Raw genomic sequence first — 14,414 nt, forward strand, 5'->3', positions numbered from 1 at the left:
CATGGCAGAAGTCCTGAACTTCGAGCACAACGGCATCACTGTGAATGCCACTGAATCCCCCGAGGCCATGGGTGGCCTTGGCGATAACGTCATTGGCCTGGTCGGCACTGCGCCGAATGCCCATGCGTCGATCCCCAAAAATGCCCCGTTTCGCATCAACAGCTTCACCACCCAGGCGCTGCTGGACCCCACCGGCACTGAGTCGGGCACCTTGTTCCAGGCGGTGTACCAGATCCTCAAAGTGGTCAAGGTGCCGGTCTATGTAGTCATCGTCGAAGAGGGCGCCACCCCGGCCGACACGATCAACAATGTGATCGGCGGCAACGACCCGGTCACCGGTCGCAAGCTGGGCCTGGCGGCCCTGAGCAGCGTGCCTGAAGACCTGACCATTATCGGCGCTCCAGGCTTTACCGGCACTAAGGCCGTGGCTGGTGAGTTCGCCTCCTTCGGCAAGCGCATCAAGGCCCGTGTGGTACTGGATGGTAAGGACGCGTCCGTTGCCGACCAAGTGACCTACAGCGGCGAACTGGGCGGGGCTGACCTGGGCTTCGACCGTTGCCTGCTGGTGCACAACATGCCGTCGGTGTACTCCAAAGCCGCGAAGAAAAACGTGTTCCTGTCGCCATCCTCGCTGGCCATCGCCGCACTGGCCAAGGTCAAGCAGTGGGAAAGCCCGGGTAATCAGGTGACCTTCGCCGAGGACGTTTCCCGCGTGGTCGAGTACAACATCCTCGACACCTCCACCGAAGGCGACCTGCTCAACCGCTATGGCGTGAGCTACTACGCCCGCACCATCCTCGGCGGCTTCTCGCTGCTGGGTAACCGCTCCATCACCGGCAAGTTCATCAGCTACGTCGGCCTGGAAGATGCCATCAGCCGCAAGCTGGTCAAGGCCGGCCAGAAAGCCATGGCCAAGAACCTCACCAAGTCCTTCATGGACCAGGAGGTCAAGCGCATCAACGACTGGCTGCAAACCCTGGTGGCCGACGAAACCATTCCCGGCGGCAGCGTGTACCTGCACCCGGAGCTGAACAGCGTCGAGAAGTACAAGAATGGCACCTGGTTCATCGTCATCGACTACGGCCGCTACGCGCCGAACGAACACATGGTTTATCAACTCAACGCCCGCGATGAAATCATCGAGCAGTTCCTGGAGGACGTTCTCTAATGTTTACCAACCGAGTCAGACAGGCCATTGCGGCCACCCTTCAAGGCCTGCCGTTGTCGGCAACCGTCGATTCCTTTACGCCGCCGAAAATCGAGTTCGAGATGGACCCGATGACTGGCGGACGCTTCATCGCCGAGGAGGTCGCCAAAAGCGCCAAGGTGCTGAATGCAACCCTGGTACTGCAAGGTGTTGGCGCCCAAGTCCTGCTGGCGCTTGGCGTCACCCAGGGTGACGACATCCTCCTGAACGTGCGTGAAGCCGGTCAGGATCAGGACGGCAAGACCTACTTCACGTACCACACCGTGGGCGGCAAGCTGAAGTCCCTGGCCGAGACGGCGCTGACGATGAACGCCAAGCCGGTCACCACTCTGGAATTGTCCTGCCGTACCTACAACCGTCTGGAAAATGGCATTCCAGTGATCGACATCGACGTGCGCACCCAGAAGTTCGTGCTCAACGGCGTCGACATTCTTGGCGATGCCCGCCGCGCTGTGCTGATGCCTTAAGGGCCGGCGCAATCTGAAGCGAGCACGGTCAAGGTGGTGGGTTGCCTGCGATACAGGCGACTCGGTATCCCTGGAGCATCGAGTGGATGCCATCGCAGGCAAGCCAGCTCCCACAGGGGCCGTGCTCAGGTTTAGATTTTTCGCACTTTTCCATACCGCTCAACAAGGAATTGCCCCATGGCCTGGATGCCTCCGTTGCACGTCCTGCTGTCCCCGATCACCGCCGACACCGGCGCGACGATCGAGCAGGTTCAACTCAAACCGTTGTTCTACGCCGCGCAAAAAGACGCGCTGGCCCGGGCCGGTGATGACGAGGACGACCAGTTCTTTGAACTGGCGAAACTCGCCACCGGCCTGTCGGAAAAAGAGCTCGACCAACTCAAGCGCCCGGACTACGTGAGCATTGCGCAGTACGTACACGAAATGTCGACCCGACCTGCATCGTTTTTTCTCGCGCAAACCGATAGCCCGCGCGAGTCGTTGACGTGCGAACAGGTTGCCCTGCTGCTGCCGCTGGACGCGAGCGGTCGCACTCTCACCAGCGTCACCCTGGAAATGCCCGCCTTGCGCGCTACCAAGGTGATGAAAAAACTCGCCACTAACAAAGACCGGGCCGAGTTCATCACCGCTCACTGCACCGGCCTGATGATTCCCGATCTTGCCGGCCTGACCGTGCCCGACTGGTCCGAACTGCAGGAGCGCATTGACGATTTTTTAAACAAACCGGCGGACTTCTTTCGGACCGCGACATCGAAGTGATCCTCGATGTAGTGCCGCTGGTTTACTCGGTAAGCGAAGCGGAAATCCTCGACTGGGAAGCCGGCAAAGCAATGCGCCGCTACGACATCGCAATCAGTCGTCTTGGCGTTAAACAGGAGTAGAGCGCAATGGCAGACAGTAACCATGGAGCGGGGTCAGCCATTGCCAAGGAAGGCGTGATGACTCAGGGCTCACTTGCAATGGCAGGGGCACAAGCCAGCCTCAAGCCTATGGCGCAAACCCTGGCTAGCCCGCTGGAGGCACCGGGGAGTGCGGCGAATTTGGCATTGGCATTGGCCGATGCCAGCTTGCAGATCAAGCATCTGGCGGACGGGCAGGTACGGTTGGTCGATACGCTGGAGCTGTTCAACGTCTCGTTGCTCAAGGTGATGGACGCCCGGCAAGCCGAAGCTGCCGGGAACGCAGAGGGTACGAAGACCACCGCGGCTACCGACAAGCGTACACCCTCGCAGGCGCTGGACGCCGCGATGACCGACCTTGATCAACTGTTGAGGTTTACTCGCAATGAGCGCAAGGCATTGCGCGAAGCCAACCTTGCCATGGCATCTGAGCCGGTGGTGGCCGCCAGTGGTGCCAGCGCCGTCGACCTCGCTAAGGTCGAGTATGCCGCCGCCCGCACAGGTATTGGCAGCGATCGTAAGGACGCTTCAGGCAATATTGACCCCGTTGGGCGCCAGGCAGACCTGCAGCAGTTCACCCGCGACGCCGCAATCATGGCGACCGCGTTCAAGATCGACGTCAAAAATGCCGGCGAACTCATGGGCGGCTGGCGCGAGTCCATGCACCTTGATCGCGCACAAGCCTTGGACCTTGCCGACGCAACAAACGTGCTGGGCACTCAGGTATCGCTCAAGGCCGAATCGGCGGATATCGGCGCTATTGTGCAACTCCAGGGCGCTGCCGCGAAGGCTGCGGGCATGAGCCCCGAACAGGCAGCAGCGCTTTCGGCGGCATTGTTGAGCGCAGGTAACAGCAAGGCTGTTGCTGGTGCCGGGTTGGAAAAAATCAGTGCCGTCCTGGCTAAAGGCGACAACGCCTCTGCAGGGCAACGCAGTGCCTGGGCAGAGCTCAAGCTTGATCCAAAAGTACTCGCAGCGGGCATGAAACAGGACGCCCCACAGGCCGTGCTTACGGTGCTGGAGGCGCTCAAGTCGCAACCCGCTGAAAGGCAGGCGGTGCTGGCGACGCAGTTGTTCGACGGCAACCAGACGATTCTGAGCCTGGTACCGGTGATCGACAGCGTGAAACAGGCCTTTTCGCTGGTCGCAGAAAAATCCACCTACGCCACTTCGACGCTGGGCGACCAAGGTTCGGTGCTGCGTTCGGCCGCGGTTCGTGCGGACTCTACTTACGCACGTCGGCAAGCCTACGAAGCCAGTACCACACGCTTGAGCACCGCCTCTGATACAGCGTTGGCCCCCGTTGTGGATACCTCGCTGACCGCAATGAACGGCCTGGTCAGTGGCGTGGCTTGGCTCGCGGAAGGCCTGCCCAAGGCTGCCGCAGCCGTCACCCTGGCGGGGGCGGTGCTGATCCCGGTGGTTTCCGGTGTTTTCGGTGCCGTGAAGGACAAGATTTTCGAAAAGGTCGCAGGGAAAGTGCTCGGAGAGGGGCCGGCAGCAGGGAATAAAACCACACCGCCGGACAGCCAGCGCAAAGCCCCGAGCAATGACGAGCACAGCGGTAATCGCCCGTCTGCTTCCGGCCCTGACATTTCTGGCAAAGCGGCGAAGGTGAGCACGCTGGCCAAAGGGGGGGCCCTGGGTTTGGTGGTGGCCCAGGCCGGTGTCGAGATGACGCGAGGCGCGATGACCGGAAACCTGGGGCAAGCGGTTGGCACCAGCGTGGGCTCTATCGGCGGCGGTGTTGCCGGCGGTGTCGTTGGTGATGTGGCGGGGATGGCGATTGGTCGTGCGGTCGGCACGCTGGCGGGAGCTGTTATCGGTTCGGTCGTTCCGGGTGCCGGCACAGTGTTGGGCGGGGTGATGGGCGGCGTCGCCGGGGGCGCAATCGGTAAGGTAGTCGGTGGTGCCGTGGGCACTTTCGTGGGCAGTGACGTCGGTGCGTGGCTTGCTGAAAAAGTGATGGGGACGGGCGATCGCCTGCCATCCCCCACAGAGGTCAGCAAAAACCTCAACGCCCCTCAAGCCGACAACCGCCAAATCAACTTCGCCCCGCAAATCACCATCACCGCGCCTGAGCAAGCCAGCCATCAACAACTGGCGGCGCTCGTGGTGCAACAGATCGAAGCGCAATTTACCCCGCTGTCGATGGACAACCTGCTGGCGACCCGACGCGGCGCAGCACTCACCGATGGAGCTGTGTGATGCGACAACAGATGGTCTTGGGTACTTTTATTTTCGGGCTGTCCCGTGGATTCGCCTACGACACGCTTGATCGTGGTAGCAGCGGGGGCTGGGTCAGTCTCGACATCATTGCCGGCAAACCTAAATCCAGCCAGGTCGGCCAGGGGCTCGAAACGCTGGCATTGGGCGGCAAGGCTGCGCGCGCCAAGGGCATGGCGCGCCTGGATGAATTGCGCGCCCTGCAGGCCCTGCGGACGCCGTTGCCTTTGGTGGACGGATTAGGGCGTAACTGGGGGCTATGGACCATCAAGTCGATCAGTGAAAAACAAACCAGCGTGATCGACGACGGTACGGCCATGGTGATCAATTGGTCGTTGGTACTGGAGGAGTTCGTCAATGCGTAGGGTTCGAAGTATTGCCGGCGACTCGGTGAACCTGTTGCTCTACCGCCAACTGGGGCGCAGTGATGATGCCGCAGAAGAGGCGTTGTGGCGCTTGAATCCGGAGTTGGCCGAACAGGGCGCAGTACTGCCTGCGGGCGTCAGTGTGCTGGTGCCCGAATTGGATGCGCAACCGGCCGCAAGTCGACCGGTTTCCGCCTGGGATTAAGGAGCCATTATGGCACTCGGTTTTACACCTGTAGTGGAGCTTTACGGAACCAATGCCGCGCTATTTAACGAGCGGCTATTGGAATGGGAACACACCGACGCAGCGGGGTTTGTATCTGATCAACTGAAGTTGACCCTCGATATCGAGGGGCTTGAAGGGCTGCCCGATCTGGGCGGCAAAATTGGCCTGCGTATCGGCTACCTGGAATCGGGCCTGGTGGATAAGGGCGTGTTCAAGATCACCCAGCGCACGCCCTCTATGTTCCCATTGCGACTGGTGCTGGTGGCCACGGCGGCACCGTTCGACGAGCACGAATTCAAACAGCGCCGCACCGCCAGCCATGGGCCGATAACCCTGGGTGCGCTGTTTCGTCAACTGACCACTCGGTACGGTTTTTCACCGCGTGTGGCGCCTGAACTCGACGGTGAGCCCATCGCACACATCGATCAGACCAATGAAAGCGACATGGCTTTTCTCACGCGCTTGGCCAAGCGCTTCGATGCGGTGGCCAAGCCTGTCGATGAGCTGTATGTACTGGGGCGTAAAGGCCAGATCAAGACACTGTCGGGCAAGGCAATGCCGGATGTGCGGTTGTCGATTACTCATGACAATCGTCCAGGCGAGCGTGCGTTCATCAGCGCCAGTTTCACCGACACCAGCCGTGCCAAATACAACGGCGCGCAAACCTCATGGTGGGATGCCGCAGGCGGCAAACAGCATGTCGTCCAGGTGGGCGTCGCTCCCTTCAAAGTGGTGACACAGCGATACCAGAGCGAGGACGAAGCGCGCTCAGCGGCGCAGGGAGAGATGCGCCGCGTGGGGCGTGAAGGGTTGCAGATTGATGTGGTCTGCCCTGGCAATCCTTCGTTGGCTGCTGAAGGCCTGTTGCTGCTGGATGAGTCGTGGCCGGGGTTCATGCAAGGGCGCTGGTCGATTAAAACGGTGAAATCCAGGGGCGAACGCAAAGGTGGCTATCGGAGTACGGTCCAGGCCAGCGGTTTGTCGGTGTAGAGGCTTCCTTAGAGTAAAACCCATGGTCATCACACATGCTCAGCTTCTGGGTGTCATGCCTGGAGCCCGCCTTCGCGCGGGCTTTTTTTTAACCTTTCTAAATGCGGCCTTCGCTGCACACCAGATCAATACGGCCCGTCGCGTTGCCGCCTTCCTCGCCCAAGTTGGCCACGAGTCTGCCCAGTTGCAGTACGTGCGCGAATTGGGCAGTGATCAATACCTGAGCAAGTACGACACTGGCAGCTTGGCCGCGCGGTTGGGCAACACCCCCGAAGCGGACGGAGATGGGCAAATGTATCGGGGCAGGGGGCTGATCCAGATCACCGGGCGCCGTAATTACATGGCATGCAGCCAAGCGCTGTTCGGTGACGATCGCTTGCTTGGACAACCGCAGTTGCTGGAGCAGCCACAATGGGCCTGCGAATCCGCCGCCTGGTTCTGGCAAAGCAACGGTCTCAACGAGCTCGCCGACAAAGACCAGTTCACCACCATCACCCGCCGCATCAATGGCGGCCTCAATGGCCTGGACGACCGTTTGCAGTTGTGGGCGCGGGCGAAGGCAGTGCTATGCGTTTCCTAGGTGCGTTTCGCTCGGTCGGTGTGTGCCGGCGCATGGTGCATGTGTGGCAGGTGCAGGCCGTCGCGCATTAGCCTCTTGATGCACTCTGTATCTTGCATGGCCGATAGGCTCCTGTAGGGTAGGCAAACCCCCGCCCATTCCTGGAGACGACCGTGAAGGAAATCACTCAACTGGCTGCCGAACTGGGGCGCCGTTTGCAGGTGCTCAGCGCCCACGTCACCACTGCCGAATCCTGTACCGGCGGCGGCATTGCCGAAGCCATCACGCGAATTCCGGGCAGCTCGGCCTGGTTCGAGGCGGGCTATGTCACCTATTCCAACCGGCAGAAGACCCGACAGTTGAATGTGCCGGAAAAACTGTTCGTCAAGGTCGGGGCCGTCAGCCAGGAAGTGGTGGAGGCGATGGCCCGCGGTGCGCAGGAAAAAAGCCTGGCGCGATTTGCCGTGGCGGTCAGCGGTGTGGCCGGCCCCGATGGCGGCTCGCCGGACAAGCCGGTGGGCACCGTTTGGCTGGCCTTTGCGGTGGGCGACGAGGTGACCGCCGAGCTTGCGCACTTCCCCGGCAACCGCGACGAGGTCCGCCGACAAACGGTAAAAGCCGCGCTGGAAGGCTTGTTGCGACGAGCTGCAGCAGAAATAGACAATCAGGGGTAGGCGATCACCGATCTTTGTGGAACAATACTGTCTACTTATACAGGTGTTGGCCGTCAGGCCTTATTGATTACGTGAGGACTTTAATGGACGACAACAAGAAGAAAGCCTTGGCTGCGGCCCTGGGTCAGATCGAACGTCAATTCGGCAAGGGTGCCGTAATGCGTATGGGCGATCACGACCGTCAGGCGATCCCGGCTATTTCCACTGGCTCTCTGGGTCTGGACATCGCGCTCGGCATTGGCGGCCTGCCAAAAGGCCGTATCGTTGAAATCTACGGTCCTGAATCTTCCGGTAAAACCACCCTGACCCTGTCGGTGATTGCCCAGGCGCAGAAAATGGGCGCCACCTGTGCGTTCGTCGACGCCGAACATGCCCTGGATCCTGAGTACGCTGGCAAGCTTGGCGTCAACGTTGATGACCTGCTGGTTTCCCAGCCGGACACCGGCGAGCAAGCCCTTGAAATCACCGACATGCTGGTGCGCTCCAACGCCATCGACGTGATCGTGGTCGACTCCGTGGCTGCCCTGGTGCCCAAGGCTGAAATCGAAGGCGAAATGGGCGACATGCACGTGGGCCTGCAAGCCCGCCTGATGTCCCAGGCGCTGCGTAAAATCACCGGTAACATCAAGAACGCCAACTGCCTGGTGATCTTCATCAACCAGATCCGTATGAAGATCGGCGTAATGTTCGGCAGCCCGGAAACCACCACCGGTGGTAACGCGCTGAAGTTCTACGCTTCGGTCCGTCTGGATATCCGCCGTACCGGCGCGGTGAAGGAAGGCGATGAGGTTGTGGGTAGCGAAACCCGCGTCAAGGTTGTGAAGAACAAGGTGGCGCCGCCATTCCGTCAGGCTGAATTCCAGATTCTCTACGGTAAGGGTATTTACCTGAACGGCGAGATGATCGACCTGGGCGTGCTGCACGGTTTCGTCGAGAAGTCCGGTGCCTGGTATGCCTACAACGGCAGCAAGATCGGTCAGGGTAAGGCCAACTCGGCCAAGTTCCTGGCGGACAACCCGGATATCGCTGCCACGCTTGAGAAGCAGATCCGCGACAAGCTGCTGACTGCCGCGCCAGATGTAAAAGCGGCTGCCAACCGTGAGCCGGTTGAAGAAGTGGAAGAAGCCGACACTGACATCTGAAGCAAACGATGACTGTTGTACTGGATACACTCGTCGCCGTTCGGCGCACTGCGATGGACCTGCTCGCTCGCCGCGAGCATGGTCGAGTCGAGCTGACACGTAAGCTGCGTCAGCGCGGTGCAGAGCCTGAGATGATCGAAACAGCCCTCGACCGGTTGACGGAAGAAGGGCTGTTGTCGGAAGCCCGTTACCTTGAAAGCTTTGTGTCTTACCGCGCGCGCTCCGGTTACGGCCCTGCGCGGATTCGTGAAGAGCTGAGTCAACGTGGCCTGCAACGTGCCGATATCGACCTCGCGCTACGTGAGTGCGGTATCAGTTGGCAGTCGCAGTTGGAGGAAACCTGGCGCCGCAAGTTTGCGGGCCACCTTCCAATTGATGCCAGGGAGCGTGCCAAGCAAGGTCGTTTCTTGAGTTATCGCGGGTTTTCGATGGACATGATCAGCCGCTTATTGAGCGGTCGGGGTATGGACGACTGAACACCAAAAAACAAAAGGCCCACTATGAAAGTAGTGGGCCTTTTTTTTCGCCTGTAAAAAATCACGCTGTCTCTGGCGTCATCCGTTGCTGCGCCTTGCCCTGAGCCTGCGCCCAGTTCTCCGGCAGGTTGATGTAATCCACCAACTCCCGCAGCCGCCCCTGATCGCGACCGTTGAAATTGAACACCAGGCGCGTCAAATGGCTGAACCTCGGTTCGTCATGGTCTTCGCCCGTATAGGCGAGTTGCTGGAATTCGCCACTAAGCCGCAGGCTGGCAAACGCTTGCTGCATATGGGCCAGGGCGCGCTCACTCAGGGGATGATTCATGCGCACCACAAACTCACGCTTAAGCCAGCGGGTGGAGTGGAAGTTGGCGTAGAACTGGTTGATTTCGTCCACGGCCTCTTCGGCGCTGTAGACCAGGCGGACCAGTTTGAGGTCGGTGGGCAGGATATAGCGATTGGCTTCCAACTGGCTGCGGATGAAGTCCAGGGCGCCTTGCCAGAACCCACCGCCCGGCGCATCCAGTAGCACTACCGGCACCAGCGGGCTTTTGCCGGTCTGGATCAGGGTCAGCACTTCCAATGCCTCGTCGAGGGTGCCGAAACCGCCAGGGCACAACACCAGCGCGTCGGCTTCTTTGACGAAGAACAGCTTACGGGTGAAGAAAAAGTGGAATGACAGCAGGTTGTCGGTGCCATCAATGGTCGGGTTGGCGTGCTGTTCAAAGGGCAGGGTGATATTGAACCCCAGGCTGTGCTCCAGGCCCGCGCCTTCGTGGGCAGCAGCCATGATGCCGCCACCGCCACCGGTGATGACCATCAGGTCGGAACGTGCGAGCGCGGCACCCACTTCTCGGGCCAGCGCATACAGGGGGCTTTCCACTGGCGTACGCGCCGAGCCGAATACCGTGACTTTGCGCCGGCCCTTGAATTGTTCGAGAACGCGAAAGGCATGGTCCAGTTCACGGATGGCGCGCAGGGTGATCTTGGCGTTCCAGCGATCACGGTCGTCCTGGGCCATGCGCAGGACGGTGAGGATCATGTCTCGATAAAGAGGGATATTCGGGCTGTTGGGGGCGATCAACTGAATTTGTGCGTCGACCTGCTGAGTGAGGTCGGTCCCGTTTTCTTCAAAATGACGAAGCAGCAAATCATCTGATTCATAAGGCATTCAATTTCTCCTTCTTTACAGGGCCTGGGTAGTCGACGAAAACGCCGCCTGGGCCACGACACTGCTTGTGTCGCGGCATGCCGCAGGAGGGCAGGCCTTTTTTGCCCTGAAAATATGACAGAACAGCATTAAAAGCTGTGGTGGGCGGGCATCTGGGATGAACTGATCATGGGCCGAAAAACCCTTGGCTGGCAACCGCTTATTGGTGGCTCATTACGCAGTTTAGTCGTTGGTGGCAAACGCAGAGCAAGGGTGCGCGCCGCTGGGAAGCAGCGCGGGAGGGTCAAGCAGAGGTTACTTTTTCTTCTTCGCTGGCGCCGGGCAATCGGACTCTGCGAACTTGACCGAAGCCACCGGGCGATTGGTCTTGTTCTCGGTGATTTCATAGCGCATCACTGCGCCCTTGGCCATCAGCTCGCGATAGCCTGGGTTGGTGCACACACTGCGCCCCAGCTGGAAATACACAGCCTTGGGGTTGGCGCGCATCTGTTCGGCACGCTCGGGCAGCACGCTGAGGTGATCGATCAACTGCATGCCTTCAACGGTGTAGGCGACTTCCAGGGTTTTTTCATCGATTTCCCGGGGCAGGTCCTTGTTGCTTTCAGCCGCGACGCTTTGCAGCTTCTTGTTCATTTGAGCCTCCAGCAGCGAGGCCGCATGGGCGCCCATAGGCAAGGCCAGCGCAAGGGCGACGGATGGGGCAACAAGGCGCAGCATGGAACGCAGCATGAAACTCTCCTGATTCGGTTACTGGTGCATAGACCAGCCACTGGGCTGTGCGTTCAGTGGCGCGCAATTATAGGTGAGCCCTTGCCACTACAGCCAGGCGTATCGCTGGTAAACTGCGGGACTTCTGTTTTTCACGAGTTTGTTCCGTGTCGATTTCCTTTTCTTCGCCGCGTGCCCGATGAGCCACGCCGTCTCCCGTTTGCGTACCCAGCGTCTGGCGCGTGCCGTCAGGCCGTTTCTCAATCGGGGTTCGCGTGCTGAGCGCTGTCCCGGCTGTCGGGTCATTCCCGAATACTGCCTATGTGCCTGGCGGCCGCAGGTAGAAGCCAAGTCCGCCATGTGCCTGTTGATGCATGACGTAGAGCCGATGAAACCCAGCAACACGGGCTGGCTGATCGCCGATGTCATACACGACACCACCGCGTTCGCCTGGTCGCGCACCGAAGTCGACCCCGAGCTGCTCAGGTTGCTGGCCGACCCGCAGTGGCAGCCGTACATCGTATTCCCCGGTGAATTTGTGGCGCCGCAACGGGTGATCAGTGAAGTGTGCGTGGAGGTGGGCAAGCGCCCGCTGTTTATTCTACTGGACGGTACCTGGAGCGAAGCGCGCAAGATGTTTCGCAAAAGCCCCTACCTGGAACATTTACCCGTGCTGAGCCTGGCGCCCGAGCAGCTGTCGCGTTACAAGCTACGGCGCTCCAAGCGCGATGACCATTTCTGCACCGCCGAGGTGGCGGCGCTGTGCCTGGAGCTGGCCGATGATTTGGCCGCCAGCGAAGTGCTGGATGCCTACCTTGATGTGTTCAGCACCCATTACCTGGCTGCCAAGTTTCAACTGCCACTGGATGCAGCGGACACCGTGCATACGCGCCTTGCACCCTACATCCCGGCGGTATAACCAGACGACGTTTGCATGATGGCACTGTAAGCCCGCAACCCGCTAAAATCCCCACGGGCGTAGTGCTTGACCCTCCAGGCTACGCTGGGCATGCTGTGCGCCGATTGGGTGCAACCGTGAATTATCGACGTCGTTTCAGGTGTTTTTGACGTTGAACGGGCCCTGTGGCGATCGCTGCCTGGCCGTCGCCTCGTGTATTGGTGAACCCTGAACCCATCAGGGCTCCCATAAAAAACAGGATCATTTAACCAATGGCCACATACGAAATCCTGATTGCCGATGACCACCCGCTGTTTCGCAGCGCACTGCATCAGGCCGTAACCTTGGGCCTTGGCCCCGATGTACGTCTGGTCGAAGTGGCCAGCATTGCCGAACTGGAAGCCCGCCTCACCGAAAAATCCGACTGGGACCTGGTGTTGCTCGACCTGAACATGCCGGGCGCCTACGGTTTCTCCGGGTTGGTGCTGCTGCGTGGGCAATACCCGCAAATACCGGTGGTGATGGTCTCGGCCCAGGAAGAAGCCGATGTGGTGGTGCGCTCCAAAGAGTTTGGCGCCAGCGGTTTCATTCCCAAGTCCAGCGCGATGGAAGATATCCAGAAAGCCGTGCGTACGGTGTTGGACGGCGATGTGTCCTGGCCACCCCAGGCGTTTGAAGAAATCAATGTGTCCGATGAAGCCAAGGCCGCCCGCGATGGCCTGGCCAGCTTGACGCCCCAGCAGTTCCGGGTATTGACCATGGTTTGCGAAGGGTTGTTGAACAAGCAGATTGCCTACGAGTTGAGTGTGTCCGAAGCGACCATCAAGGCCCACGTTACGGCGATTTTCCGTAAGCTGGGCGTGCGTACGCGCACCCAGGCGGCGTTGCTGTTGCAGCAACTTGAGTCGATCTCGCAACATTAAGTTACAGCCGCTTCACGCTTTTTTGACTTTGCGTGATCTAGCTTCCCCACTTCTTTGGTTCAGTTGCCTACATCTATGTCGCCTTTCAAGGGTCAAACCGGTATCAAACGTATCTTCAACGCAGGGGGCTATTCCCTGGATGGCCTGCGTGCAGCTTTCACTGGCGAGGCGGCATTCCGCCAGTTGGTGTTGCTGAACGTCATCCTGATCCCCCTGAGCTTTTTCCTGCAGGTCAGCCGGGTTGAACGGGCGTTGCTGATTGCAGTGTGCCTGTTGGCGCTGATCGTCGAATTGCTCAACTCAGCGGTAGAGGCGGCCATTGATCGTATTTCCCTGGACCGTCACCCGCTGTCCAAGAACGCCAAGGACATGGGCAGCGCCGCGCAATTCGTGGCACTGACCATGATCACCCTGGTATGGGCCGTGATCCTGATCTGACGATCACGCGATACTCGGCAGCACAATCTCGTCGCTGCGCTGCACCCCAGCGGTGAAGGCGCGGCACAGTTCGAGAAACTCGCGCATGGCCGAGGTCTGGTACTTCTGCTTGTGCCAGATGAAGTAGAACTGCCGGGCCAGGTCCAGGTCCGGGGTTTCTACCGGCACCAGGCTGCCACGGCGGAACGCATCGCGCAGCGCCAGCCGCGAAATGCAGCCAATGCCCAAGCCCGACTCCACAGCCCGCTTGATCGCCTCAGTGTGCTCCAACTCCAGGCGGATATTGAGTGCGCTGCGGTGATGACGCATGGCCTGGTCGAAGGTCAGGCGCGTGCCCGAGCCTTGTTCCCGCAGGATCCACGCTTCGTGGGTCAATTCGTCCATGGTGGCCACGCCGCGCTTGGCCAAATGATGCTGGGGGGCGCAGAACACCACCAGCTCATCTTCTACCCAGGTTTGCACCTCGATATCGGGGTGGCTGCAGTCGCCTTCAATTAGACCCAGGTCAATTTCGTAGTGCGCCACCTGGTGCACGATATGCGCAGTGTTCTGCACATGCAGCTTTACCTGGCTCTCGGGGTGTTGCTGCATGAAGCTGCCAATCAACAGTGTCGCCAGGTAATTGCCGATGGTCAGCGTGGCGCCGACCGCCAGGGAGCCGAAGCCGGACTTGCCGTTGAGCAGGTCTTCGATCTCCTTGGCCTGGTCCAGCAATGCCACCGCCTGGGGCAATAGCTGATGACCAAGGGCGTTGAGGCTCAGGCGTTTGCCGGCGCGGTCGAATAATTGGCAGCTGGATTGACGCTCCAGCTCGGTAATCGAGGTGCTGGCGGCGGATTGAGATAAGGCCAGAAGGCCAGCAGCGCGCGAGACGCTTTCCTGCTGGGCGACGGCGACGAAAACTTGCAGTTGACGGAGAGTAAATCGCATATCGATATAACCGATAACCCTTATCTTAATAATCCAGTTAACAGATATTGTCGCCGCCATTAGAATGCTGTGCAATTGCGCATCCTTACCTTTGGCGCAGACCCATTTCCAG

Annotated in this window: 17 protein-coding genes; 14 read left to right on the forward strand and 3 right to left on the reverse strand. The window is 59.8% G+C overall.

Annotated elements, in window-relative coordinates; all coding sequences use genetic code 11:
• The first annotated feature begins 1 nt into the window (after nt 1).
• The 11 genes from N2A98_RS06125 to recX all read left to right on the forward strand — a co-directional run bounded on the left by N2A98_RS06125 (nt 2) and on the right by recX (nt 9,231).
• Nucleotides 2-1,168, forward strand: a complete 1,167-nt coding sequence (locus N2A98_RS06125; protein ID WP_032877508.1) for a tail protein — start codon at nt 2-4, stop codon at nt 1,166-1,168.
• Nucleotides 1,168-1,674, forward strand: a complete 507-nt coding sequence (locus N2A98_RS06130) for a phage major tail tube protein (protein ID WP_044272192.1) — start codon at nt 1,168-1,170, stop codon at nt 1,672-1,674. Before N2A98_RS06125 ends, N2A98_RS06130 begins: the two co-directional genes overlap by 1 nt.
• Before the next feature lie 177 nt (nt 1,675-1,851).
• Nucleotides 1,852-2,433, forward strand: a complete 582-nt coding sequence (locus N2A98_RS06135; RefSeq protein ID WP_044272194.1) for a phage tail assembly protein — start codon at nt 1,852-1,854, stop codon at nt 2,431-2,433.
• Nucleotides 2,434-2,561: 128 nt separating this feature from the next.
• A complete protein-coding gene (locus N2A98_RS06140; RefSeq protein ID WP_275623152.1) occupies nt 2,562-4,781 on the forward strand; it encodes a phage tail tape measure protein in 2,220 nt (739 codons plus the stop codon).
• The gene (locus tag N2A98_RS06145; protein WP_044272198.1) at nt 4,781-5,164 is read left to right on the forward strand and encodes a phage tail protein; all 384 of its coding nucleotides are present in this window, start codon (nt 4,781-4,783) and stop codon (nt 5,162-5,164) included. The genes N2A98_RS06140 and N2A98_RS06145 overlap by 1 nt, the downstream gene beginning before the upstream one ends.
• On the forward strand, nt 5,157-5,369 hold the full coding sequence (locus N2A98_RS06150) for a tail protein X (protein WP_047712712.1): 213 nt from the start codon (nt 5,157-5,159) through the stop codon (nt 5,367-5,369). The genes N2A98_RS06145 and N2A98_RS06150 overlap by 8 nt, the downstream gene beginning before the upstream one ends.
• Nucleotides 5,370-5,378: 9 nt before the next feature.
• On the forward strand, nt 5,379-6,380 hold the full coding sequence (locus N2A98_RS06155) for a contractile injection system protein, VgrG/Pvc8 family (protein WP_044272202.1): 1,002 nt from the start codon (nt 5,379-5,381) through the stop codon (nt 6,378-6,380).
• Between the two features lie 22 nt (nt 6,381-6,402).
• Nucleotides 6,403-6,960: a glycoside hydrolase family 19 protein gene (locus N2A98_RS06160; protein WP_044272204.1), complete on the forward strand. Its 558-nt coding sequence runs from the start codon at nt 6,403-6,405 to the stop codon at nt 6,958-6,960.
• A gap of 152 nt (nt 6,961-7,112) precedes the next feature.
• Nucleotides 7,113-7,613, forward strand: a complete 501-nt coding sequence (locus tag N2A98_RS06165; RefSeq protein WP_014717175.1) for a CinA family protein — start codon at nt 7,113-7,115, stop codon at nt 7,611-7,613.
• 83 nt (nt 7,614-7,696) lie between these two features.
• Complete coding sequence (gene recA, locus N2A98_RS06170) at nt 7,697-8,755, forward strand: recombinase RecA (protein WP_003189042.1); 1,059 nt, start codon at nt 7,697-7,699, stop codon at nt 8,753-8,755.
• An 8-nt stretch (nt 8,756-8,763) separates the two neighbouring features.
• Nucleotides 8,764-9,231: a recombination regulator RecX gene (gene recX / locus N2A98_RS06175; RefSeq protein ID WP_044272206.1), complete on the forward strand. Its 468-nt coding sequence runs from the start codon at nt 8,764-8,766 to the stop codon at nt 9,229-9,231.
• A 61-nt stretch (nt 9,232-9,292) separates the two neighbouring features.
• Here recX and N2A98_RS06180 read toward each other — a convergent pair whose 3' ends face one another.
• Both N2A98_RS06180 and N2A98_RS06185 read right to left on the reverse strand, forming a co-directional pair.
• Nucleotides 9,293-10,405 (reverse strand): TIGR00730 family Rossman fold protein, encoded by a 1,113-nt coding sequence (locus tag N2A98_RS06180; protein ID WP_047712713.1) that lies wholly within the window; start codon nt 10,403-10,405, stop codon nt 9,293-9,295.
• A gap of 294 nt (nt 10,406-10,699) precedes the next feature.
• Entirely contained in the window at nt 10,700-11,134 is a 435-nt protein-coding gene (locus N2A98_RS06185) for a PA3611 family quorum-sensing-regulated virulence factor (protein WP_275623153.1), read from the reverse strand.
• Between the two features lie 178 nt (nt 11,135-11,312).
• On the opposite strand from N2A98_RS06185, the gene N2A98_RS06190 reads away from it, so the two are divergent.
• The 3 genes from N2A98_RS06190 (at nt 11,313) to N2A98_RS06200 (ending at nt 13,372) form a co-directional block, all read left to right on the forward strand.
• Complete coding sequence (locus N2A98_RS06190; RefSeq protein WP_044272212.1) at nt 11,313-12,032, forward strand: tRNA-uridine aminocarboxypropyltransferase; 720 nt, start codon at nt 11,313-11,315, stop codon at nt 12,030-12,032.
• 251 nt (nt 12,033-12,283) lie between these two features.
• Nucleotides 12,284-12,934: a response regulator transcription factor ErdR gene (erdR, locus tag N2A98_RS06195; protein ID WP_003189050.1), complete on the forward strand. Its 651-nt coding sequence runs from the start codon at nt 12,284-12,286 to the stop codon at nt 12,932-12,934.
• A 75-nt stretch (nt 12,935-13,009) separates the two neighbouring features.
• Nucleotides 13,010-13,372, forward strand: a complete 363-nt coding sequence (locus N2A98_RS06200) for a diacylglycerol kinase (RefSeq protein ID WP_003189051.1) — start codon at nt 13,010-13,012, stop codon at nt 13,370-13,372.
• 3 nt (nt 13,373-13,375) lie between these two features.
• Here N2A98_RS06200 and N2A98_RS06205 read toward each other — a convergent pair whose 3' ends face one another.
• Nucleotides 13,376-14,302 carry a LysR family transcriptional regulator gene (locus N2A98_RS06205; RefSeq protein ID WP_003189054.1) on the reverse strand — a complete coding sequence of 309 codons (927 nt, stop codon included), beginning with the start codon at nt 14,300-14,302 and terminating at the stop codon, nt 13,376-13,378.
• Between the last annotated feature and the right edge of the window lie 112 nt (nt 14,303-14,414).

The sequence above is a fragment of the Pseudomonas sp. FJ2-5-13 genome (genome assembly GCF_029201605.1).
GTDB lineage: Bacteria > Pseudomonadota > Gammaproteobacteria > Pseudomonadales > Pseudomonadaceae > Aquipseudomonas > Aquipseudomonas lactis.

Coding starts and splice junctions, on each gene's coding strand:
- N2A98_RS06125 (WP_032877508.1), top strand. CDS start 2: ATGGCAGAAGTCCTGAACTTCGAGCACAACGGCATCACTGTGAATGCC.
- N2A98_RS06130 (WP_044272192.1), top strand. CDS start 1,168: ATGTTTACCAACCGAGTCAGACAGGCCATTGCGGCCACCCTTCAAGGC.
- N2A98_RS06135 (WP_044272194.1), top strand. CDS start 1,852: ATGGCCTGGATGCCTCCGTTGCACGTCCTGCTGTCCCCGATCACCGCC.
- N2A98_RS06140 (WP_275623152.1), top strand. CDS start 2,562: ATGGCAGACAGTAACCATGGAGCGGGGTCAGCCATTGCCAAGGAAGGC.
- N2A98_RS06145 (WP_044272198.1), top strand. CDS start 4,781: ATGCGACAACAGATGGTCTTGGGTACTTTTATTTTCGGGCTGTCCCGT.
- N2A98_RS06150 (WP_047712712.1), top strand. CDS start 5,157: ATGCGTAGGGTTCGAAGTATTGCCGGCGACTCGGTGAACCTGTTGCTC.
- N2A98_RS06155 (WP_044272202.1), top strand. CDS start 5,379: ATGGCACTCGGTTTTACACCTGTAGTGGAGCTTTACGGAACCAATGCC.
- N2A98_RS06160 (WP_044272204.1), top strand. CDS start 6,403: ATGGTCATCACACATGCTCAGCTTCTGGGTGTCATGCCTGGAGCCCGC.
- recA (WP_003189042.1), top strand. CDS start 7,697: ATGGACGACAACAAGAAGAAAGCCTTGGCTGCGGCCCTGGGTCAGATC.
- recX (WP_044272206.1), top strand. CDS start 8,764: ATGACTGTTGTACTGGATACACTCGTCGCCGTTCGGCGCACTGCGATG.
- N2A98_RS06180 (WP_047712713.1), bottom strand. CDS start 10,405: ATGCCTTATGAATCAGATGATTTGCTGCTTCGTCATTTTGAAGAAAAC.
- N2A98_RS06185 (WP_275623153.1), bottom strand. CDS start 11,134: ATGCTGCGTTCCATGCTGCGCCTTGTTGCCCCATCCGTCGCCCTTGCG.
- N2A98_RS06190 (WP_044272212.1), top strand. CDS start 11,313: ATGAGCCACGCCGTCTCCCGTTTGCGTACCCAGCGTCTGGCGCGTGCC.
- erdR (WP_003189050.1), top strand. CDS start 12,284: ATGGCCACATACGAAATCCTGATTGCCGATGACCACCCGCTGTTTCGC.
- N2A98_RS06200 (WP_003189051.1), top strand. CDS start 13,010: ATGTCGCCTTTCAAGGGTCAAACCGGTATCAAACGTATCTTCAACGCA.
- N2A98_RS06205 (WP_003189054.1), bottom strand. CDS start 14,302: ATGCGATTTACTCTCCGTCAACTGCAAGTTTTCGTCGCCGTCGCCCAG.